The sequence below is a fragment of the Streptomyces nigrescens genome, from assembly GCF_027626975.1.
Classification (GTDB): domain Bacteria; phylum Actinomycetota; class Actinomycetes; order Streptomycetales; family Streptomycetaceae; genus Streptomyces; species Streptomyces nigrescens.
Window position 1 is genome coordinate 5,978,399 of the sequence record NZ_CP114203.1, and the last position, 20,582, is coordinate 5,998,980.

Annotated in this window: 20 protein-coding genes; 13 read left to right on the forward strand and 7 right to left on the reverse strand. The window is 72.6% G+C overall.

From position 1 onward, the window contains the following. The first annotated feature begins 304 nt into the window (after positions 1 to 304). A complete protein-coding gene (locus STRNI_RS26670) occupies positions 305 to 1,126 on the forward strand; it encodes a PucR family transcriptional regulator (protein WP_229838178.1) in 822 nt (273 codons plus the stop codon). A 265-nt stretch (positions 1,127 to 1,391) separates the two neighbouring features. Here STRNI_RS26670 and STRNI_RS26675 read toward each other — a convergent pair whose 3' ends face one another. The 3 genes from STRNI_RS26675 to STRNI_RS26685 all read right to left on the reverse strand — a co-directional run bounded on the left by STRNI_RS26675 (position 1,392) and on the right by STRNI_RS26685 (position 5,845). Beyond that, the gene (locus tag STRNI_RS26675) at positions 1,392 to 2,867 is read right to left on the reverse strand and encodes a DUF1996 domain-containing protein (RefSeq protein ID WP_266443297.1); all 1,476 of its coding nucleotides are present in this window, start codon (positions 2,865 to 2,867) and stop codon (positions 1,392 to 1,394) included. Between the two features lie 216 nt (positions 2,868 to 3,083). Then, complete coding sequence (locus STRNI_RS26680) at positions 3,084 to 3,731, reverse strand: DUF4142 domain-containing protein (protein WP_018091335.1); 648 nt, start codon at positions 3,729 to 3,731, stop codon at positions 3,084 to 3,086. A gap of 212 nt (positions 3,732 to 3,943) precedes the next feature. Beyond that, entirely contained in the window at positions 3,944 to 5,845 is a 1,902-nt protein-coding gene (locus STRNI_RS26685) for an AMP-dependent synthetase/ligase (RefSeq protein WP_277412146.1), read from the reverse strand. Between the two features lie 165 nt (positions 5,846 to 6,010). Here STRNI_RS26685 and STRNI_RS26690 point away from each other — a divergent pair, with 165 nt between their 5' ends. From STRNI_RS26690 to STRNI_RS26700, 3 genes are all read left to right on the forward strand, one after another. Further along, entirely contained in the window at positions 6,011 to 6,316 is a 306-nt protein-coding gene (locus STRNI_RS26690) for a DUF6412 domain-containing protein (RefSeq protein WP_159488150.1), read from the forward strand. Positions 6,317 to 6,412: 96 nt separating this feature from the next. Beyond that, positions 6,413 to 7,588: a YidC/Oxa1 family membrane protein insertase gene (locus STRNI_RS26695; RefSeq protein WP_277412147.1), complete on the forward strand. Its 1,176-nt coding sequence runs from the start codon at positions 6,413 to 6,415 to the stop codon at positions 7,586 to 7,588. Positions 7,589 to 7,725: 137 nt separating this feature from the next. Further along, the gene (locus STRNI_RS26700) at positions 7,726 to 8,583 is read left to right on the forward strand and encodes a fumarylacetoacetate hydrolase family protein (protein WP_159488152.1); all 858 of its coding nucleotides are present in this window, start codon (positions 7,726 to 7,728) and stop codon (positions 8,581 to 8,583) included. 156 nt (positions 8,584 to 8,739) lie between these two features. On the opposite strand, the gene STRNI_RS26705 is transcribed toward STRNI_RS26700, so the two are convergent. Then, positions 8,740 to 9,231: a heme-degrading domain-containing protein gene (locus STRNI_RS26705; protein ID WP_159488153.1), complete on the reverse strand. Its 492-nt coding sequence runs from the start codon at positions 9,229 to 9,231 to the stop codon at positions 8,740 to 8,742. Beyond that, complete coding sequence (locus STRNI_RS26710; protein WP_266443300.1) at positions 9,228 to 10,349, reverse strand: Gfo/Idh/MocA family oxidoreductase; 1,122 nt, start codon at positions 10,347 to 10,349, stop codon at positions 9,228 to 9,230. Before STRNI_RS26710 ends, STRNI_RS26705 begins: the two co-directional genes overlap by 4 nt. A 206-nt stretch (positions 10,350 to 10,555) precedes the next feature. Between STRNI_RS26710 and STRNI_RS26715 the strand changes: the two genes are divergently transcribed. From STRNI_RS26715 to STRNI_RS26750, 8 genes are all read left to right on the forward strand, one after another. Beyond that, on the forward strand, positions 10,556 to 11,674 hold the full coding sequence (locus STRNI_RS26715; protein ID WP_266443303.1) for an ROK family transcriptional regulator: 1,119 nt from the start codon (positions 10,556 to 10,558) through the stop codon (positions 11,672 to 11,674). A 181-nt stretch (positions 11,675 to 11,855) separates the two neighbouring features. Beyond that, on the forward strand, positions 11,856 to 12,626 hold the full coding sequence (locus tag STRNI_RS26720; RefSeq protein ID WP_266443029.1) for a GntR family transcriptional regulator: 771 nt from the start codon (positions 11,856 to 11,858) through the stop codon (positions 12,624 to 12,626). A gap of 152 nt (positions 12,627 to 12,778) precedes the next feature. Further along, positions 12,779 to 13,900, forward strand: coding sequence for a TIGR03364 family FAD-dependent oxidoreductase (locus STRNI_RS26725; RefSeq protein WP_277412148.1), 1,122 nt, complete (start codon positions 12,779 to 12,781; stop codon positions 13,898 to 13,900). Between the two features lie 20 nt (positions 13,901 to 13,920). After that, entirely contained in the window at positions 13,921 to 14,670 is a 750-nt protein-coding gene (locus STRNI_RS26730) for a phosphonatase-like hydrolase (RefSeq protein ID WP_277412149.1), read from the forward strand. Position 14,671: 1 nt separating this feature from the next. Beyond that, positions 14,672 to 15,832: an ABC transporter ATP-binding protein gene (locus STRNI_RS26735; RefSeq protein ID WP_159488156.1), complete on the forward strand. Its 1,161-nt coding sequence runs from the start codon at positions 14,672 to 14,674 to the stop codon at positions 15,830 to 15,832. Beyond that, positions 15,825 to 16,772 carry a 2-aminoethylphosphonate ABC transporter permease subunit gene (locus STRNI_RS26740; RefSeq protein WP_277412150.1) on the forward strand — a complete coding sequence of 316 codons (948 nt, stop codon included), beginning with the start codon at positions 15,825 to 15,827 and terminating at the stop codon, positions 16,770 to 16,772. Before STRNI_RS26735 ends, STRNI_RS26740 begins: the two co-directional genes overlap by 8 nt. Continuing rightward, the gene (locus STRNI_RS26745) at positions 16,759 to 17,556 is read left to right on the forward strand and encodes an ABC transporter permease (protein ID WP_274735839.1); all 798 of its coding nucleotides are present in this window, start codon (positions 16,759 to 16,761) and stop codon (positions 17,554 to 17,556) included. The genes STRNI_RS26740 and STRNI_RS26745 overlap by 14 nt, the downstream gene beginning before the upstream one ends. Before the next feature lie 79 nt (positions 17,557 to 17,635). After that, positions 17,636 to 18,715, forward strand: coding sequence for a 2-aminoethylphosphonate ABC transporter substrate-binding protein (locus STRNI_RS26750; protein WP_277412151.1), 1,080 nt, complete (start codon positions 17,636 to 17,638; stop codon positions 18,713 to 18,715). A gap of 48 nt (positions 18,716 to 18,763) precedes the next feature. Here the strand turns inward: STRNI_RS26750 and STRNI_RS26755 are convergent, their stop codons facing one another. Beyond that, complete coding sequence (locus tag STRNI_RS26755; protein WP_277412152.1) at positions 18,764 to 19,546, reverse strand: GntR family transcriptional regulator; 783 nt, start codon at positions 19,544 to 19,546, stop codon at positions 18,764 to 18,766. After that, complete coding sequence (locus STRNI_RS26760) at positions 19,543 to 20,100, reverse strand: GntR family transcriptional regulator (protein ID WP_381845813.1); 558 nt, start codon at positions 20,098 to 20,100, stop codon at positions 19,543 to 19,545. Before STRNI_RS26760 ends, STRNI_RS26755 begins: the two co-directional genes overlap by 4 nt. A gap of 262 nt (positions 20,101 to 20,362) precedes the next feature. On the opposite strand from STRNI_RS26760, the gene STRNI_RS41670 reads away from it, so the two are divergent. After that, entirely contained in the window at positions 20,363 to 20,572 is a 210-nt protein-coding gene (locus STRNI_RS41670; RefSeq protein ID WP_371874880.1) for a hypothetical protein, read from the forward strand. Positions 20,573 to 20,582 lie beyond the last annotated feature (10 nt).

The window sequence follows — 20,582 nt, forward strand, 5'->3', positions numbered from 1 at the left end:
GCCGACTCAGGCGCACGGGGGGGCGCCAATCCCCTGTACCAACCGCATCCCCGCCAGGATCGAGGTAGCGATGTGTGATCTCCTGAACCGCATCTGGTCGCGTCCCCGCGGCGAGTGGAACCGGGTAGTGAGAAATGAACTCCCGGATCTCGCCGAGAAGTTGGTCGCGGAGTTGCAACGCGGATTTCCCGCATTGTCCGCACTTCTCGGGGATACTCCCGTAGAAGACGCACATTGGGCGCTTGAACAGGCCTTGCTGACAGTTCTGGGGTACCAAAAAGAGTCGGAAAGTAAACCTCCGGCAGTGCCCTCAGTTGTCACACCGATGCCGGTGGCCCGGGCCCGACAGGACCTGTTCGACGTGCTCGCCGGCCAACGAGAAGTACCCGAGGAGGGGTTGCACGAGCTGGCCCGCGCCGCGGGCTGGCCGGTGCCCGACACCCTCCAGGCCGTCGTTCTCGCCACCCCCGCCGAGGCACCCCAACTCGCCGCGGCGCTGGGCCATGCCCTCATCGGCAACGTCGAGGGCTACACCTGTCTGTTCGTGCCCGACCCGGCCACCCAGACCCGGGCCCGCCTGGAGGCGGCGCTCAAGGGCCGTCCGGCGGCGGTCGGGCACGTGGTGCCGGCCACCGACACCGCGTCCTCGCTGCGTTGGGCGCGGTATCTGCTCACGCTGGCCCCGAGCCGGGTCGGCCCGGAGTCGCGGCCGGCGTTCGTCGACGACCATCTCTCGGCGCTGCTCCTGCTCCAGGACGAGTCGCTGGCGGACGCCCTGACCTCCCGCTGGCTCGGTCCGCTGGAGGAGCTGACGCCCCGGCAGAGCGAACGGCTCGAAGTCACGCTGCTGGCGTGGCTGGAAGGAGGAGGTGCCCCCGAGGCGGCCAAACTCTTGCATGTGCACCCGCAGACGGTCCGGTACCGCCTGCGCCAGATCGAGAAGCTCTTCGGTCCGGTCCTGCGTGACCCGCGTACCCGCTTCGAGCTGGAGATGGCGCTGCGCAGCCGGCGTCTGATGGCACACGTCCGCAGCTACCGTGCACGGGCCGGCCGCCGCGCCCGCGCCGTCGCGTCCTCCATACGTCCCCTTGGCATGGCCCGTGAGGCCCGCGTCAACGGCCTTTGAAGTACCGACGGATGAACCACCGCGCCCCTTGAGCTGACGGCCGGCCGGTCCGACGGCGTACCACCGGCACCACGACAGCACCTCGGCGCAGCACAGTGGCCCCGCCCCGGGAATCCGGGACGGGGCCACTGCGTTGTCGGGTCCAGGGGGCCCACAGGCCCCTTAGGGGACGTCTCCCCTAGGGGGCCTGCGGCCAAGGGCCCTGAGGCCAGGGCCCCTGCGGCCAAGGGCCCTGAGGCCCGTAAGCCTCAGGGCCACCGGTCCGTCAGTTGCATTCCTGGCCGTTGTTGATGCAGTCGACCGCCTCGCGCATCAGGTTCTCCGGCATCACGTTGATGAAGTCACCGTGGTCGGTCACCGGTTTGTGCAGCTGTTCGGGGAAGCTGTCCACCGCGAAGCTGTTGCCCTGCGGGACGTCGTAGGTGATCCGCTGGACGAGCTGCGGGACCGCCTGGAAGCCTTGCGGGCAGTTGCCGTTCTGGTCGGAGAACGCCATGTGGTCGCGGTGGTTGCCGCTGTCGATGTCCCGGCCGTTCCAGCAGTTCTGGAAGGCGAAGGTCCGCACGACCTGCGAGCCCTGCGGGCACAGCGGGTACTTGTCCTTCAGCTGCCGGTCCTCGAAGCCGGTGCAGCTCCAGGAGGCGTTGGCGTTCTTCGTGCCGTTGGTGAACGCCTTGGCGTCGCCGGTGATGATCTTCAGGAAGCGCGGCATCTCCCGGACCTCGCCCGACTGGCTGCCCCGGAAGGTCAGGGTCACCGTCGCCGGGGTCAGCGTCGTGCCGACGTTGGCGTCCTGCGCGGCGCCCGGCTTCTGCTCGGCGTTGCCGTCGAGCTTGCGCAGCACCGGCCAGTAGTGGGTGGACTGGTCGCCGTTGTTGCAGGTGGTGTCGGAGGCGGCGAGCTTGTTGTCGTCGGAGAAGGCGTCGGTGGCCTTGTTGCCGACGTAGTCGTGGGTGTGGTGGGCGCCGTTGCTGACGCCCGGCGTCACGATGACGTTGTCGGAGTTGAAGTGGCCGTCCTCATTGCGGCCGCACTCGGTGGTGAAGGTGCCGGTCGAGGCGTTGCCTCCCTGGGGGGCGGCGAACGGCGGGGCGTCCGCGTTCGGCTGGACGTTGTTGATGTCCACGAAGTCGTCGGGGGAGGGGCCGCCGGGCTGGCCCTGCTGCTGCCCGCCGTTCTGTTCCTGGCCCGGATCCTGGCCCTGCACCTGACCGGCGTCCTGGCCCTGTACCTGACCGGTCTCCTGGCCCTGGGTCTGGTTCTGCGTCTGTCCCTGGTACCAGCCGTCCTGCACGGACTTCGTGGAGTCGTTGCCGCCCTCGCCCGCGCCCTCGTTGACGGGCTTCATGGTGCAGCCGCTCATCTTGAGCAGGTAGCCGGGCCGTTTGGCGTCCTTGGCGATCGCGGTGACCATCATCTTGATGGTCGTCTGCCGCTTCGTCTTCAGCCCGTTGAGGACGCTGTCGCCGCTGCTGCCGCTGCCGCTCGTCATCATCTTGTGGTAGGCGTCGTGCACCTGCTTGTCGAGCGCCGACAGCCCCTTGGAGACCGGGAGCTTGGCGCTGCGGGGTACCTGGCGCAGCCGTTCGCCCACATCGGGGCAGGAGAGCGTGAAGGCGCTCGCGGTGTGCTGGGAATGGCCGGCCGCCGCGTCCGGGGTGTTGTTGCCGGCCAGCGCCGTGGTGGCGTAGGCGGCCAGACCGCCGCCGCCCAGCAGCAGGGCGGTGGCGCCGATCAGCATTCTGTTCGTCAAACGCGAGCGTTTATGGGCCTGTTGCCGTTGCCTCATGAGATCACTTCGCTTCGTCCGATGTGAGGGGTGTCGGTTGGGTGCGGGTGTCGTTTCTTCCGGTTCGCGGGTGGTGGAGGGCGGGGTGCGTCCCCCGCCGTGGGCGAGGGGGTCCGCCGTCGTCCCGGCCGGCGTCCGCGCCGCCGTGGCATGCCAGGGCTCCGTGCCCTAGCTGCTGTGCAGGGTGTTGAAGTCGACGCTTCCGGTCTTCTCCAGCACCGTGATGTGCTGCAGGACGACGTCGTTGGCCCGGTTCGCCAGGGCGCGCACCATGGAGTTCTTGGTCTGGTCGCGGACCATGGCCACCAGGCCGAAAACCTTGCCGTGGGCCCGCCGCAGCAGCTCGGCGAACGTCGGGGCGAACTCGTCGCCCTGGGCGGCGTTCATCTGCGCGAGCCAGCCCTGCTGATCGGCGTTGGGCTGGTTGGGCAGTGAGATGCCCAGGGCCCGGCCGGCCTCGATCGACCGCCGGTCCAGTTCGGTGTGCCCGGCGACGAGGGTGGCGCCAGCGGTACGGACCGCCGCGGTCTGCCCGCGTTCCTGCGCCTGGCGGCCCGCGGGCAGTTCCCACAGGCCGGCCAGTCTGACCTTCCGTACGAAGTCCCGGTCCATGGCGGTCAGCGGACCGTAGCGGGTGTTCACCGTGCCGCCGCCGTCATCGTCGTAGGTCACGGTGTTCGTCGCCGCCGACGCGGTCTCACCGAAGAGCTGGACGGGCAGCAGCAGTGCCGCGAGCGTGGCCACGAGCGCGGCTACCACCAGTCCGGTGGCGATGGTCCGCCCGGATGTTGCGGAATTGCTGAGGATCGACCGCACACGGCCTCCCGGATCGTCCGTACGTGAATGCCACCGGACGCTAAGTGCCCTGACGGGCCTGCGGTCGTGGGTCCTCACCCCTGGACAAATAAAGGCCGGGCCCGCCGCGGCACTGCTACGGTGCCGCGGGCGGGCCCGGCCGGATACGGGTGACGTGCGCCGGATGCCGTATGCCCGGCCGGGCCCGTCCAGAGGCGGTCCGCCCTGCGCTCTCAGCGCGCGTACAGGCCCGCCGCGGCCCATCTGCGCCGGTCCTGCCGGGTCTCGGGCTCCTCACGCTGTCCCTGGGCGTACAGGGCGTCGATCTCGGCCGCGTACCGCCGTACGATCGCCGCCCGCCGCAGCTTCAGCGACGGCGTCACCAGCCCGGACTCCTGGCTGAACTCGCCCGGCAGCACCCGGAACGCGCGGATCGACTCGGCCCGGGACACCGAGGCGTTCGCCCGCGCCACCGCCCGCCGTACCTCCGCCTGCAGCTGCTCCTCCGGTGTGGGCGCGTCGGAGTCCGTGCCGGGCGCCTCCCGCAGCTTGTGCCAGTGGTCCAGGGCCTCCGGGTCCAGTGTGATCAGCGCCGTCACATACGGCCGGTTGTCGCCGACCACCACACACTGCGAGATCAGCGGATGGGCGCACAGCCGCTGCTCCAGCCCCTGCGGGGCCACGCTCTTGCCGTTGCTGGTGATGATGATGTCCTTCTTGCGGCCGGTGATGACGAGATAGCCGTCCTCGTCCAGATGCCCCAGGTCGCCGGTCGCCAGCCAGCCGTCGTACAGCCCGCTGCCCGGTGTGTCGTCGTCCTCGTCGAGATAGCCGGCGAACACCACGGCACCGCGCACCCACACCTCGCCGTCCAGCGCCAGGTGCACCGCACTGCCCGGCAGCGGCAGGCCCACCGTCCCGAACCGCACCCGGCCGGGCGGCTGTACGGTGATGGCGCCGCTGGTCTCCGTCAGGCCGTAGCCGTCGTAGACGGTGATACCGGCGCCGGCGAAGAGCAGCCCCAGCTCCCGGAAGAGCGGTGAGCCGCCGGAGACCGCGGTCCGCACCCGGCCGCCGAGCAGCTCCCGGATGCGGGAGTACACCAGCCGGTCGTAGAGCGCGTGCCGGGCCCGCAGGAACGGGTCGGGGCCGCGCCCGGTGCCCTGCGCCTCCGCCGCGAGGGCCTCCGCGTAGCGCACCGCCACCGTCATCGCCGCGTCGAACGTCCGCCGCCGGCCCGCCTCTTCCGCGGCCTGCCGGGCACGGGCGCAGATCTTCTCGAAGACGTACGGCACCGCGAACAGGAACGTCGGACGGAACGAGGCGAGCGCCGGCAGCAGTTCGTCCGAGGTGACATCGGGCTGATGGGCGAGCTTCACCCCGCCGCGCAGACACGCCACCTGCACCATCAGCCCGTAGATGTGCGCGAACGGCAGGAAGGCCAGCAGCGACGGGCGTTCGCCGGGCGCGGCCAGCAGCCCGCCCCAGCCCGCGTAGAGGGTGTCGCACCCCGCGGCGAGATTGGCGTGGGTGATCACACAGCCGCGCGGGCGTCCGGTGGTCCCCGAGGTGTACACGATCGCCGCGACGGCGTCCGGGGTGACCGCGTGCCGCAGCCGGTGCACATCGGCCTCGGTCAGCCGGGTGCCCTCCTCCGTCAGCCGCCGGACGCAGTCCAGGTCCAGCTGCCACAGCCGGCGCAGCCTGGCCCGTTCGTCGCAGGCCTCGGCCACGGTCATGGCCTGCGCCTCGTTCTCCACGACGATCGCGGTGACCTTCGCCCCGGCGAGGATGCAGCGCAGCTGCTCGGCCGAGGCGGTCGGATAGACCGGGACGAGCTGCCCGCCGATCGCCCACAGCGCATAACTGAACAGGGTCCACTCGTAGCGCGTACGGGACATCAGCGCGACCCGGGTGCCGGGCCGTATCCCGTCCGCCAGCAGCCCCCTGGCCAGGGCCATGACCTCGTCGCGGAATTCCGCCGCCGACACCTCCTGCCAGCTGCCCGGTGTCCGGTCGTCGCGGCGGGCGAGCTGAGCGAAATCCGGCTGGTGGGCGGCGGTGTCGAAGACCGAGTCGGCCAGGCCGCCGGTCCGCAGCACAGCCGCCAGGGCCGGAACGCTGATGTCGCGCACAGCACCTCCTAGGTGTTCCCCCTTGATTTCCCCCTGCTCCCCGCCGTCCCCGACGGCAGGGAGGGCGCAAGCTACCGGCCGGTCTCCCGGCTGCCCAGATGTGTGGCTACTCTTGAGCGGAAGACGACAAGTCTTGACGACCGGACAACCTGAGGAGGGCGCTGGATGTACCGCATCGTCGACGCCTGGCGCCTGTACACCTCAGCGCTGTTCTTCGTCCTGGCCGGATTCCTGCTCACGCAGACCGGTCTCACCACGGCCCTGACCGCCGCCGCGACCACCACCGCGCTGATGCTCCTGTGCCGCGCCTTCCTGATCGCGGCCTGCGCCCGGCCCGTCCCACCGGGCCGGATCCGTACGGCCATCCGCGACCGCGAGCGGCGTACGGCCTTCCTGCCACAACGTGATCCCGACGCGGCCGGCCGCCCGCGTCCCCGGGCACCGGGCCGTCCCCTCCCGACGGCCGCGTAGGCGCACGGTCCGGTCCCCGTACCGCTTTCCGCGTCCGCGCGGCTCGTCACGCCGAATCCACATCCCGGCACGACGAGACCCGTGGAGGGCTCACCCATGTCCATGTTCGGCTTCCTCGGCGAGGCGCTGGCGCACGGCGCCCAGGCGATCGCCCCGCTCTTCGGCACCGCGGCCATGGCCGCCGCCATCGTTCTGTTCACCCTGGGGGTCCGCGCCGCGCTGCACCCCCTCGCCCGCGCCGCGGCCCGCGGCGAGAAGGCCCGTACGGCGCTCGCCCCGCAGCTCGCCGAACTCCAGCGCAAGCACAAGGGCAACCCCGAGCGGCTGCAGAAGGCGACGGCCGACCTGTACGCCAAGACCGGCTCCTCGCCGCTCGCCGGCTGTCTGCCGACCCTGCTGCAACTGCCCGTCTTCTTCGTGATGTACCACCTGTTCTCGACCGGGAGCGGGGGCCTGCTGGACCACACGCTGCTGGGTGCGCCGCTCGGCGGGCACTGGACCGGGGCGCTCGCCGACGGCGGGCTCTTCGGGCCGCAGGGGCTGGTCTACCTCGGGCTCTTCGCGCTGATCGCGGCGGTCGCCACCTGGAACTTCCGGCGCGCCCGGGCCACGATGGCCAAGGCCCCGCAGCCGGCCGCGGGCAACGCCGCACTGCCCGGTATGGCCTCGATGGCCAAGGTGATGCCGCTGCTGTCCTTCGGCACGCTGATCACGGTGGCGGTGGTGCCGCTGGCCGCCGGCCTCTACATGGTCACGACGACGACCTGGACGGCGTGCGAGCGGGCGCTGCTGCACCGGGACCGCGCATCGCGCGACGCACAGGAGACGGACATCGCGGGGGCTGCGGCGGCGAAGGGGAAGACCGCCTCGGCCAAGGGGAAGGTGACTCCGGCCCTCAAGGGGAAGGCCGCGCCCGCCGGGGAGCAGACGTCCCCGGCCGGTGCGCCGGCGGCCGCGGCGGCTGACGGGGCGTCGGGTGGGCGCGCACCGCGGCAGGGCCCGGCACAGCAGCGGGCGGGCCGGCGTACGCCGAAGAGCCGCGCGGCCCGGCAGCGGGCGGCCCGCGCCAGGGCCAACTCCCAGGCCAACTCCCAGGCCAACTCGCAGGCCAACTCGCAGGGCAGCGCCCACGCCAGGGTGGCGGCGCCGGTCGGCTCCCGGGCCAACTCCCGTACCGAGGCCGACTCCCGGAACGGCTCCCGCCCGGCCGGCGAGGCGGGTTCGCAGTCCGGCGGCGGGGCTCCCGGGCACATCGTTACTACCCCTCAGTAACGGTCCAGTCCGTGAACGGGGTCTTGCGGACTGGACCCCGTTCTTGGAGGATCAGCCAAATCGCTCGATGGCCGTCCCCCATCGGCCGGCCGGGGAGACCCCTTCCCGGCCGACCTTCGACCACGGGAGTTGAACCGATGAAGCTGCTGCGTGTCGGAACGGTGGGGGCCGAACGCCCGGCGCTGCTCGACGGGACCGGGACTCTGCGGGACCTGTCGGGCCTGGTGCCGGACATCGACGGAGCGCTCCTCGCCGACGAGGCGAAACTGGCGCAGCTCCGTACCGCCGCCGCCTCCGGTGAGCTGCCGAGGCTCGATCCGGCCGGGCTGCGCACCGGCCCGCCGGTGGCCCGGATCGGCAAGATCGTGTGCATCGGGCTGAACTACCACGACCACGCCCGGGAGACGGGCGCCGCGACCCCCGCGGAGCCGATCCTCTTCATGAAGGCCCCGGACACGGTCGTCGGCCCCGACGACACCGTGCTGGTCCCGCGGGACAGCGTGAAGACCGACTGGGAGGTGGAGCTGGCCGTCGTCATCGGACGGACCGCCCGCTACCTGGAGAGCGACGCGCAGGCGCTGGCGGCGGTGGCCGGCTACGCGGTGGCGCACGATGTCTCCGAGCGCGCCTTCCAGATCGAGCGTGGCGGCCAGTGGGACAAGGGCAAGAACTGCGAGACGTTCAACCCGCTGGGCCCCTGGCTGGTGACCGCCGACGAGGTGCCCGACCCGCAGAACCTCGGCCTGCGACTGTGGGTCAACGGCGAGCTGAAGCAGGACGGCACCACCGCCGAGCAGATCTTCCCGGTGGCCGAAGTGGTCCGCTACGTGAGCCGGTTCATGACCCTCTACCCGGGCGACGTCATCAACACCGGCACCCCGGCCGGCGTCGCCATGGGTCACCCGGAGCCCAAGCCGTATCTGCGGTCCGGCGACGTCGTGGAGCTGGAGATCGACGGGCTGGGACGGCAGCGGCAGGAACTCAAGGACGCCTGAGGGGGCGGGGCCGGGGGCGGGTTCGGGGGCGGCCTTCGGTCCCGGGGTCGTCTCCCCGAGCGGCGTACCGCGTCTCCGCTCCCGTGCCTCCGCTTCCCCGCCTCCGCTTCCCCGCCTCCGTTCCCGCGTCTTCGCTTCCCTGCCTCCGCGTCCCCGTCAGCCCGTTGCCAGGTACCGCTCCAGTGCCTCGACCACCAGCGCATGGTCGTCGGCCTGGGGCAGGCCGGAGACCGCTACCACCCCGACGACGCCCGTGCCGCGCAGCCGGAGGGGGAAGGCGCCGCCGTGGGCGGCGTAGCGGTCCGGGTCCAGGCGGGAGGAGTCCTCGAAGGTGCGGCCCTTGGCGCGGAAGCGGGCGCCGACCAGGTACGAGGACTCGGCGTAGCGTTCGACGACGGCGGACTTGCGGGCGATCCAGGCGTCGTTGTCGGCGGAGGTGCCGGGGAGAGCGCAGTGGAACAGCTGCTGGGCGCCGCGCCGGATGCCGATCGTCACCGCGGCGCCGCGCTCCTGCGCCAGCTCCACCAGCAGCGAGCCCAGCTGCCAGGCGTCGTCGTTGCTGAAGGTGTCGAGGACCAGCCGCTCCTCCTGTGCGGCCAGTTCGCGGATCTCGCCGTCGTCCGCCGGGCGCGGACCGGCCGGGCTCATGCGCGCGCCTCGATCCGGACCGTACGGCCTTCGGCGGCGGAGAGCTTGGCGGCTTCCAGGACGCGCAGTGCGGCCGCGGCCTCGGTGGCGGTGACCGGCGGCCGGCCGCCCTCGCGGAGCGCCCGGGCGATCGCGGCGTAATAGGCGGGGTAGTCGCCCGGCAGGGTCGGTACGGGCTCACCGCCGCCGGTCTGCGGGGACGAACCGGCGCCGAGCCGACCCCGGCACGACTCCGGTTCGACGCCCCACTCGACGCCCTCGGTGCCGGGCCGCAGCCCCTCGCGCAGCGCGGCCTCCTGCGGGTCCAGACCGTGCTTCACATAGCCCGCCCGGCTGCCCAGCACCCGGAAGCGCGGGCCGAGCATGGCGGTGGTGGCGCTCACCCACAGATGGCAGCGGACGCCGTTCGCGTGGGTGAGGGCGAGGAAGGTGTCGTCGTCGGCCTCCGCGCCCGGACGCCGGATGTCGGACTCGGCGTAGACCGAGACGACCGGGCCGAACAGGGTCAGCGCCTGGTCGACGAGGTGGCTGCCGAGGTCGTAGAGCAGCCCGCCGATCTCCGCCGGGTCGCCGGACTCGCGCCAGCCGCCCTTGGGCTGCGGGCGCCAGCGCTCGAAGCGGGACTCGAAGCGCTGGATGTCGCCGAGCGCGCCCTCCTCGATCAGCTTGCGGACGGTGCGGAAGTCGTTGTCCCAGCGGCGGTTCTGGAAGACGGAGAGCAGCAGGCCGCGGTCGTCGGCGAGCGCGGCGAGCTTCTCGGCCTCGGCGGCGGTCGCGGCCAGCGGCTTGTCGACGACCACCGGCAGACCGGCCTCCAACGCGGCGGTGGCGAGCGGCACATGGGTCTTGTTGGGCGACGCCAGCACGATCAGATCGAGGTCCGCGGCGTGGTCGAGCACGGCCTGGGGGCTGTCGACCGTGCGGACCTGGGGATGCTCGGCGCGGGCCTGCGCCTGCCGTTCCGGATCGGAGGTCGAGACGATGTCGAGCCGCAGGCCGTCGGTGGCCGCGATCAGGGGGGCGTGGAAGACCGAACCGGCCAGTCCGTAGCCGATGAGGCCGACGCGGAGCGGGCCATCGGGGGCAGCGGTGCCGGTGGGGTCGCTGATCTCGCTCATCTCGCTCATGGCTCCCACTTAAGCAACGCTGTTGCCAAAGTGCAAGCGATGCGGACAATGGGTGGGTGAGCAGCGATGACATCTCCCAGGGCCGGGCCGGGGCGGCGGGTACCGACGGGGCGCCGGGCGCAGGCGGCGGCACTCCGGCCGCCGCCGGGAATCCTGGCGCCAGGGGAAAGCCGGGGGCCACGGGACGTACTGGCGCCATGGGCAGTACTGGCGCCACGGGAAATCCCGGCGTCAACCTCCCCGCGCTGCGTGGCCACAATGCCGCGCTGGTGCTCGGGCTGCTCCGTGCGGCCGGTGAGCAGGGGGTGAGCCGGCTGGAGCTCGCCGCGCACACCGGGCTGACCCCGCAGGCCGTCAGCAAGATCACTGCACGGCTGCGGACCGAGGGCCTGGCCGCCGAGGCGGGCCGCCGGGCCTCCACGGGCGGCAAGCCCGCCACCGTCCTGCGGCTGGTCCCCGGCGCGCGGCACGCGGTCGGGCTGCACCTGGACCGCGATGAGCTGATCGCCGTACTCGCCGATCTCACCGGCGCCCCGGTGGCCGAACGCCGCGCCCCGCTCGCCTTCGAGGCGGGCGCCGGGCAGGTGCTCGACACCGCCGGACGGGAGGTCGCGGCGCTGCGCGCGGAGGCCGGCGGGCCGCCGGTGCTGGGTGCCGGGGTGGCCTGCCCGGGCCCGCTGGACCACACCGCCGGCGTCCTGCACCGGGTCACCGGCGCGCCCCAGTGGGACGGCTTCCCCCTACGGGACGCGCTCACCGAACGCCTCGGCCTGCCCGTCGTCCTCGACAAGGACACCAACGCGGCGGCGCTCGGCCTGGCCCAGGGGATGCCGTCCGGCGCCGGCTCGTTCGGGTATCTGCATCTGGGCACCGGCCTGGGCGCCGGACTCGTCCTGGGCGGCAGCCTCTACCGGGGCCCGCGTACCGGCGCCGGGGAGTTCGGGCACCAGACCGTGCAGTGGGACGGGCCGCTGTGCAGCTGCGGACGGCGCGGCTGCATCGAGGCGCTGTGCCTGGCGGCGGTGGCCCGCGGCGATCTCACGGGCGCGGCACAGGTGTTGGGGACCGGCGCCGCCAACCTCGTCGAACTGCTGGACATCGACCGGGTGCTGCTGGGCGGGCGCACCGTACTGGAGAACCCGGACGGGTTCCGTACCGGTGTGGCCGCGGCCCTCGATGCCCAGGCCCGCGCCCGCGGCAGGACCGCGGTCCCGGTGGCGCTCGCCCGGGGCGGCGCACGGGTGGTCGCGGACGGCGCGGCGGAGCTGGTACTCGCGCCGCTGTTCGGGACGCGGCAGCCGGCTCTGGTGGCCTGAGGGGGTGGTGCGGGCCTCCGGAGGGGCGGCCTTCCGGCGCCGCGGCCCGCGGGCTGTCGGGGGCTGGCGGCCGACGGGATCCTGGTTGGCCCGGCCCGGCCCGCCGCCCCCGGCCCGCCGCCCCCACCGCCCATCGCCCGCCGCTGCCGCCCGGCCGGGCCCGGGATGCGAGGATCACGCCGTGGAGTTCCCGTACGGCCAGGATCCTGGCGCACCCATCCGGTCCGGCGTCCCCGAGCACGGACGCATTCCCAAGTACTACGCGGCCAAGGTCGAAATCGCCGCGCTGCTGGCGGAGTTGGGCGAGGGTGAGGTGCTGCCCACCGAGCGCGAACTGGCGCTGCGCTTCGAGGTCTCCCGCGAGACGCTGCGGCAGGCGCTGCGCGAGCTGATCCTGGAGGGACGGCTGCGCCGGCTGGGGCGCGGCACGGTCGTCGCGGGCCCCAAGCTGGAGCAGCCGCTGTCCCTCGCCAGCTACACCGAGGGCGTACGCGGCCAGGGCCGCAATCCAGGACGGCACCTCGTCAGCCTGGACCGCTTCCCGTGCCCGCCCGCGCTCGCCGGTGACCTGGGGCTCGAAGTGGGCGACGCCGTATGGCACATGGAGCGGGTGCTGCTCGCCGACGACGAGCGGGTCGGGCTGGAGAGCACCTACGTCGCGGTCGAGCGGGCCCCGGACCTGGCCACCGGCTTCGAACCGGACTCGTCCTTCTACGCCTACCTCCATGAGCGGCTCGGCATCGGCTTCGGCGACGCGGACGAGCGGCTGGAGACCGTACTGGCCACACCGCGCGAGGCGCTGCTGATCGGCACCCCGGGCGCCCTGCCGATGCTGCTGATCCACCGGCTGTCGCGGGACACCGAGGGCCGCCCCCTGGAGCGGGTGCGCTCCCTCTACAGGGGCGACCGGTTCTCTTTCACCACCCACCTGGGGACCGCGGCACCGCGCTGAGGCGGCCCCGGCCGCCGCCCTTCCCGGCACCCTGAACCCACCCCGAAAGGTCACGAGAAGATAACGGGTCTAGGCCAGGTTTGCCGCCCTGTTCACCCCCGCGTCGCCGGACCACCCCCTACGGGCCACCCACCGCCGCGACCGTCTGGGGCATGCGAGTCATAGTCGTCGGAGCCGGTGTGCTGGGAACCATGCACGCCTGGCACGCAGTCGAGCGGGGCCATGAGGTCCTGCACATCGAGCGGGAGGCCGAGGCCCGCGGCGCCTCGGTCCGTAACTTCGGGCAGATCTGGGTCAGCGGCCGGGCGGGCGGCGAGGAGCTGCACACCGCGCTGCGGGCCCGGGAGCTGTGGGAGGGCATCGGGGAGCGCGTCCCCGACCTCGGCTTCCGGGCCATCGGCTCGCTGACCATCGTCAAGAACGCCGCCGAGCGGGCGGTCGCCGAGGCCGCGGCCCGCCGCCCGGACGCCGCCGCCCGCGGCTACCGGCTGCTGGACGCCGAGGAGGCCCGCACCCTCAACCCCGCCCTGCGCGGCGAGTTCACCGGCGCGCTGTGGTGCGAACGGGACGCCGCCGTCGAACCACGGATCGCCCAACGCGCCCTGAAGGCGGCGCTGCTGGAGTCCGGCCGCTACCGCTACCTCGGAGGCCGGGAGGTCCGCGAGGTCGTCGGCGAGCGCGCCGTACGCGACGACCACGGCGAGGTCCACCACGGTGACGCCGTCGTCCTGTGCACCGGCGCCTGGCTCGGCGGCCTGGTGCGCGAGCTGTTCCCCGAGCTGCCGGTGCGCCGGGTGCGGCTGCAGATGATGCAGACCGACCCGCTCGGCGAGCCGCTGACCACCTCCGTCGCCGACGCCGACAGCTTCCGCTACTACCCGGCCTACCGGAGCGACGCCCTGGACGCGCTCAACGCCGGCCAGGCCCAGGCGCCGACCGCCGCCGCACACAAGATGCAGCTGCTGATGGTCCAGCGCGCCGACGGCGGACTGACCATCGGTGACACCCACGAATACGAGGCCCCCTTCGCCTTCGACACCGTCGAGGAGCCGTACGAGCATCTGACCGGTGTCGTCGAGTCCGTCCTGGGCCGCCCGCTGCCCCGGATCCGCCACCGCTGGGCCGGGGTCTACGCCCAGTGCACCGACACCACCCGTGTCGTGCACCGGCAGCAGGCCCGCGACGGCGTCTGGCTGGTCACCGGGCCCGGCGGCCGCGGGATGACCTGCGCCCCGGCCATCGCCGAAACCACCGCGAACGAACTGGGCTGGTGAGGAAGTTGACACACCCCGACATGACACCCGACCCCCGCAACAGGGACCTGATACCCGACTCCCACCACAGCGACGCGGCCCCCGACCCCCGCGACAGCCAACTCATCGTCCTCGACATGGCCGGCACCACCGTCGCCGACGGCGGCCTGGTCGAGCAGGCCTTCGATGTCGCCGCCCGCCACCTGGGCGTCGAACCGGGCAGCGCCGACCACGCCGAGAAGCTCGCCTACGTACGGGCCACCATGGGCGAGTCCAAGATCTCCGTGTTCCGCCACCTCTTCGGCGACGAGGCCGCCGCCCGGCGCGCCAACACCGCCTTCGAGACGGCCTACGGGAAGCTGGTCGACGGCGGCCGGATCGCGCCGGTCCCCGGTGCCCGCGAGGCGATCGAGGCGCTGCAGGCCGCCGGGCGCACCGTCGTGCTCAGCACCGGCTTCGCCCGGGTCACCCAGGACGCCCTCCTCGACGCGCTCGGCTGGCAGGACCTGGTCCCGCTCACCCTCTGCCCGGCCGACGCCGGCGGCCGCGGCCGCCCGTACCCCGACATGGTCCTCACCGCGCTGCTGCGCACCGGGGCCACCGACTCCGTCCGGCGGATCGCGGTGGCCGGCGACACCTCCTACGACATGCTCTCCGGGCGGCGGGCCGGCGCCTCGGTCGTCGCGGGCGTGCTGACCGGTGCGCACGACCGGGCGCAGCTGGAGTCGGCCGGGGCCACCCATGTCCTCGGCTCGGTCGCCGAACTGCCCGCGCTGCTGGGAGTGGTGTGAGATGTCCGCCTCAGCCGCCACGGCACCCGCCCGGACCGCCGGCCGGTCCGCGGCCCCGGCCCCGGCCGCGTCGGGCATCCGCTTCGACCAGGTGTCCGTGGCCTACGGGAAGCACGGCGAGCACACCGTCCTGGACTCCTTCGACCTGACCGTCGAACCGGGCGAGGTGATGGCCCTGCTCGGCCCGTCCGGCTCCGGCAAGACCACCGCGCTGCGGGCGGTCGCCGGATTCGTCCGGCCGGTCTCCGGGCGGGTGCTGATCGGCGGCCGGGACGTGACCGCGCTGCCGCCCCACAAGCGCGGCATCGGCATGGTCGTCCAGCAGTACGCGCTGTTCCCGCACATGAAGGTCGCCGAGAACGTCGCCTTCGGCCTCAAGGCGCAGAAGACACCGCGCGCCGAGATCCCCGGCCGGGTCGCCGAGGCGCTGGAGATGACCGGGATGGCCGCCTACGCAGGCCGGCATCCGCGGGAGCTGTCCGGTGGACAGCAGCAGCGCGTCGCGATCGCGCGGGCGCTCGCCATCCGCCCCGGGGTGCTGCTGCTGGACGAACCGCTGTCCGCGCTCGACGCCCAGCTGCGCTCCGGCATGCTCGCCGAACTCGCCCGGCTGCACCGCGAGCTGCCCGACGTCTCGATCCTCTATGTCACCCACGACCAGATCGAGGCGCTGACCCTCGCCGACCGGATCGCGGTGCTGGACCGGGCCCGGCTGCAGGACTGCGGCACCCCGCAGCAGCTCTACCGGCGCCCGCGCACCGAGTTCACCGCCTCCTTCGTCGGCACCGCCAATCTGCTGCCGGTGACGGTGCGCGGCCACGGCGTCGACTTCGCCGGCCGGCCGCTGACCGTGCCCGTCGGCGACGAGGTGGCCGACGGCGCCACCGCGACGCTCTGCGTGCGCCCGCACCTCGTCGGCCTGGGGGAGGGCCCGCAGACCGCCGGCCCCCGGAACACACTGCGCGGCACACTCACGGACGTGCAGTGGCGCGGTGCGACGCACCGTCTGTGCGTGACGGTCGACGGCCACCGCGTCCTGGCCGACGTCCGTGAACTGCGCACGGCACCGGCACCGGGCGACGAGGTGACGCTGCACTTCGCGCCCGAGGACGCGGTCATCGTCCCGGCGGGACTCGCCGAGGGCGGTGCTCCCGATGCCTAGGACGGATACGGCGGCGGCCGCCGCGACGACCGCACCGGCCCGGGCCGCGGCGCCCGCCCGCCCGCGGGCCCGTCCCCGCCGGACCGGGGCCGCCCTCCGGGCCCTGCCCCCCGTCGCCGCCCTCGGCCTGGTCTTCCTCTATCCGCTGGCCCTGGTGGTGTGGCAGTCCTTCACCCCGGAGGACGGCGGCCACTCCGCCCCCTACGCCGAGGTCCTCGCCGAGGCGTCCTTCCGCACGGCGCTGGCGAACACCGTGCTGATCGCCGTCGGAGCCACCGCCGGCGCGCTGCTCCTCGGACTGGCGCTCTCCCTCGTGATCGCCTTCGTCCCGTTCCCCGGAGGCCGGGCGCTCAGCCGCTTCATCGACCTCTTCCTCGCCTTCCCCTCCTTCCTGATCACCCTCGCCCTGCTGTTCCTCTACGGCACCGTCGGCATGGCCAACGGCCTGTGGACGGATCTGACCGGCGCCGCCCATGGACCGCTGGACTTCCTCCACACCCCCTGGGGCGTCCTGCTGGCCGAGGTCACCTACTTCACCCCGTTCGTGATGCGGCCGCTGCTCGCCGCCTTCTCCCAGCTGGAGACCGGGCAGTTGGAGGCCGCCGCCTCACTGGGCGCCCGGCCGTGGCGGATCGTACGGACGGTGATCCTGCCGGAGGCGCTGCCCTCGCTGGCGGCGGGCGGCGCACTGGTCCTCGTGCTGTGCCTCAACGAGTTCGGCATCGTCCTCTTCACCGGCGCCAAGGACGTCGTCACCCTCCCGGTGCTCGTCTACACCAAGGCCATGCTCGACGGTGACTACACCGGAGCCTGCGTCGTCGCCGTCGTCAACATCGTGCTGTCCGTCGCGCTCTACGCCCTCTACCGGACCGTGATGTCCCGTACGGGCGGCGGCGCCGGGCCGCGCCCAGGAGGTGTGCCCCACCGTGCTGGTGCATAGCAGGCCCGCCCGCCGGGCCCTTCACATCCTCTTCCTCGTCCTCTTCCTGCCCGTCTTCGCGCTGCCGCTGCTGGTGATCGTCGCCGCGTCCTTCGCGAGCAGCTGGAGCGGCACCCTGCCCTCCGGCGCGACCCTGAAGCACTATCAGGACATCGCGCACGGCGAGGCGCTGCACGCCCTGCTCACCAGCGTCCTGACCGCACTGGCCGCGAGCCTCGCCGCGCTCACCGCCGGCACCTGGGCCGCGCTGGCCGCCGAAAAGCTGGGCCGCCGCACCCGCCGCCTCCTCGACGCCCTCTTCCTGCTCCCCGTCGCCGTCCCCTCGGTGGTCGTCGGCCTCTCCCTCCTCGTGGCCTTCTCCCGGCCCCCGTTCCTGCTCAACGGCACCCCGCAGATCGTGATCCTCGCCCACACCGTGCTGGTCACCGCCTTCGCCTACCAGTCGGTGACGGCCGCCCTGACCCGCCTCGACCCGGCCTACGAGCAGAGCGCGGCCGGCCTCGGCGCCCGCCCCGCCTACGTCCTGTGGCGGGTCAAACTGCCCCTGCTGCTGCCGTCCCTCACCGCGGCCGCGGGGCTGTGCTTCGCCCTGTCCATGGGCGAGCTGAGCGCCACGATGATGCTCTATCCCCCCGACTGGCTGCCGCTGCCGGTGCAGGTCTTCGCCGCCACCGACCGCGGCGCCCTCTTCGCCGGCGCCGCCCTGGCGGTGACCCTGATGGCCGCCACCCTGCTCGTCCTCCTCGGCGTCTCCCGTATCCGCACCAAGGCCTCCTACCGCTGAGACCCGCGCCCGCCGCACCCCACCGGACACCCCGACCCTCCCCCCCAACACCCACACCCACCTGAGGAGTTACCTCGCCATGCCCCGCTCCCGCCCCCGCCCCTTCCGCAAGCCGCTCGCCGCCTGCTGCGGCGCGCTCACCCTCGGCCTCCCGCTCACCGCCTGCGGCGGCGCCTCCACCGCCGACCCCCACGCCAAGGAGGTCACCGTCTACAGCGCCGACGGCCTCAAGAGCGAGCAGGGCGACGGCTTCTACGACACGGTCTTCAAGGACTTCGAGAAGAAGACCGGCATCAAGGTCAACTACGTCGAGAGCGGCTCCGGCGCGGCCGTCCAGCGACTGGCCCGCGAACGGGCCAACACCAAGGCGGATGTGCTCGTCACCCTCCCGCCGTTCATCCAGCAGGCCGACGGCAAGGGCCTCCTGGACACCTACCGCCCCAAGGGCTCCGACCAGGTCGCCGCCGCGGACAAGTCCCCCTCCGGCAACTGGACCTCCATCGTCAACAACTACTTCTGCTTCATCTACAACAAGAAGGAGCTGAAGCGGGCCCCCGCCACCTGGCAGGACCTGCTGGACCCCAAGTTCAAGAACAAGCTCCAGTACTCCACCCCGGGCGTCGCCGGTGACGGCACCGCCGTCCTGATCAAGGCCCTGCACGACTTCGGCGGCCAGCGCCCCGCCATGGACTTCCTCAAGAAGCTCCAGGCCAACAACGTCGGCCCGTCCTCCTCCACCGGCCAGCTCGCCCCCAAGACGGACAAGGGCGAACTCCTGGTGGCCAACGGCGATGTCCAGATGAACTACGCCAACATGAAGTCCATGCCCAACCAGGGCATCTTCTTCCCCGCGCCCCGGCCCGGCGCCAGGCCCACCACCTTCGCCCTCCCGTACGCGGCCGGCCTGGTCAAGAACGCCCCCCACAACGCCAACGCCAAGAAGCTCCTCGACCACCTGCTCTCCGCCCCCGTCCAGCGCCAGGTCTCCTCGGTGGGCGGCGGCTTCACCTCCCGCAAGGACATCAAGGCCACCGACCCCCACGCCACCGAACTCGCCAAGATCATGAAGAACGTCGACATCTTCCGCCCGGACTGGAACGACATCGACAAGAACCTGGACGAGCGGGTGGAGGCGTGGCGGGAGGCTACGGGGGGCTGATCACGCCCCCTGCCCGTGCCCACTCGCCTGCTTGGGTGGGCGCGGGCCTCACTCGCCCGTGAACTCGTACCGCAGCTCGTAGAGATGGCCCGCCTTGACCATCACCGTGACCTCGATGGGGAGGTCGCCGTCGCCGCGGACGACACGGAGGGTCCGGAGCACGGGCAGATCACCCGGCAGCCGCAGCGCGGTGAACTGCTCCTGGCTGGGCACCCGCGCCGAGACGCGGTCCACGCTGAGCCGGGGCGGATACCCCAGCTCGGCAAGGAGGGCCGGCGTCCCGCCCTTGATCTTCAGGCGCTTGGCGATGGCCGTGCCACGGGCGATCTCCAGCGGGTAGTAGGAGCTGACCAGCTCGACCGGTTCGTCGTCGATCAGCAGCAGTTGGTGCCGGAGCAGTGCCGTACCGCCCTCCGGGAGGCCGAGCACCGCGGACACATCGGCGGGCGGCGCCACCTCCGCGACCCGGAGCAGCTTGCTCCGCGCCTGCGATCCGAGTTTCTCCGCCTCGGTGAGCCAGCGGTACCGGTCGCCGCTGTCCGCCGGGGCCATGTAGGCGGCCGGACGCATCGTCCGCTGCCGGTGTTCGCGTACGGTGACGGCTGATCCGGCGCGCCCGACGACCAGGCGCTCCTGCTTGAGCAGCCCCAGCGCCTTCTGCACGGTGGCATTCGAGGCCGCGAACCGCTCCTTGAGCCGGGCCGTGGACGGCAGCTTGGCGCCCGGTGCGAGGTCACCGTTCATGATCTCGTCGCGCAGGTCGGCGGCGATACGCTCGTGCAGCGGGCGGTTGTCGAAGGTGTCGGCGCTGTCACCGGTCACGTCGGTCATCCGATCCTCACGTCGTAGCGCAGCCGCTGGAGCCGCGCGGGCATCACCATTCTGTCCGCCTGGACGGGCCGGTCCCGCGCGTCGAGGGTGAGCCGGAGCAACTGGAGTACCGGCTGGGACGGTTCAGCTTCCAGGGCCGTGGCCTCCTCGTCGCTCGGCAGCCGCGCGGAGACGTCCTCATGGGCCCGCACGCCGACGTGGCCGAGCTCGGCGAGGAGCGTGACCGCCCCGCCGGCGATCTTCGCCGTCCCGGCGAGCCGGGTGCCCCGGGCGATGCCCAGTGGGTAGTAGGTGTCCGTCAACTCGCAGGGCCGCCCGTCGAGATACATGACGCGCCGCCGCACGACGACGAGACCGCCCGGCTCCACCCCCAGCAGCTCCGCGATCTCGCCGGGCGCGGCCACTTCCCCCGCCTGCACGATGCGCTGGCTGCCCCGGCGGCCCCTGGCCGCGGTCTCGGCGCTCCAGGCGTCGCGCTGCCCCGGTTCCCGCGGGGCCAGATACGGCACGGACGTGGTGACCCACTCGGCGCTGTTCACGGCATCCTCCGGCACGGTCGATTGTCCTCCGACCGGATAACTGTGCTGCCTTACGGAACAAGTGACAAGCCTGAGTGCGGTAATCCTGGCTGCTATTCGCGAATAGCGATACCTTCTGGCGAGTCAGCACCCCGAAGTGAGGCGGTGGTCCACCATGTATTTCTCTCACCGGCAACAGGCCCGATTGCTTCCGTGGTCCGACCCTGGGGGCAAGTCCTGCTACCTCATAGGAGACGGGAACGGTCCCGTATCGCGCCTCGCTGACGAGGTGGAAGCGGTGCAGCTCGCGATGGGGGCCGCGTTACTCGGTCACGCGAGGGCCCTGCTCGACGACCGCCGCGTCTCGAACCGTGAGCTGCGCTTTCTGGCCGAACGGCTGGCCGAGGCGCTGCGCGACGTTCTGCGGGTTGCCGAGAGCCGGGGCATCGGCGCTGTCCCGCCGGTGGAAGGCCGGGGCGACGGCCCGGGTCAGGTGCCCGGCGGCTGACTTAGGGTGG

Bases quoted from the DNA above. Each gene is read 5' to 3' on its own strand.
- STRNI_RS26705 (WP_159488153.1), bottom strand. From the start codon at position 9,231: ATGAGCCCGGCCGGTCCGCGCCCGGCGGACGACGGCGAGATCCGCGAA.
- STRNI_RS26740 (WP_277412150.1), top strand. From the start codon at position 15,825: ATGCCTAGGACGGATACGGCGGCGGCCGCCGCGACGACCGCACCGGCC.
- STRNI_RS26695 (WP_277412147.1), top strand. From the start codon at position 6,413: ATGTCCATGTTCGGCTTCCTCGGCGAGGCGCTGGCGCACGGCGCCCAG.
- STRNI_RS26700 (WP_159488152.1), top strand. From the start codon at position 7,726: ATGAAGCTGCTGCGTGTCGGAACGGTGGGGGCCGAACGCCCGGCGCTG.
- STRNI_RS26710 (WP_266443300.1), bottom strand. From the start codon at position 10,349: ATGAGCGAGATCAGCGACCCCACCGGCACCGCTGCCCCCGATGGCCCG.
- STRNI_RS26725 (WP_277412148.1), top strand. From the start codon at position 12,779: ATGCGAGTCATAGTCGTCGGAGCCGGTGTGCTGGGAACCATGCACGCC.
- STRNI_RS26675 (WP_266443297.1), bottom strand. From the start codon at position 2,867: ATGCTGATCGGCGCCACCGCCCTGCTGCTGGGCGGCGGCGGTCTGGCC.
- STRNI_RS26755 (WP_277412152.1), bottom strand. From the start codon at position 19,546: ATGACCGACGTGACCGGTGACAGCGCCGACACCTTCGACAACCGCCCG.
- STRNI_RS26735 (WP_159488156.1), top strand. From the start codon at position 14,672: ATGTCCGCCTCAGCCGCCACGGCACCCGCCCGGACCGCCGGCCGGTCC.
- STRNI_RS26715 (WP_266443303.1), top strand. From the start codon at position 10,556: ATGGGCAGTACTGGCGCCACGGGAAATCCCGGCGTCAACCTCCCCGCG.
- STRNI_RS26730 (WP_277412149.1), top strand. From the start codon at position 13,921: ATGACACCCGACCCCCGCAACAGGGACCTGATACCCGACTCCCACCAC.
- STRNI_RS26750 (WP_277412151.1), top strand. From the start codon at position 17,636: ATGCCCCGCTCCCGCCCCCGCCCCTTCCGCAAGCCGCTCGCCGCCTGC.
- STRNI_RS26690 (WP_159488150.1), top strand. From the start codon at position 6,011: ATGTACCGCATCGTCGACGCCTGGCGCCTGTACACCTCAGCGCTGTTC.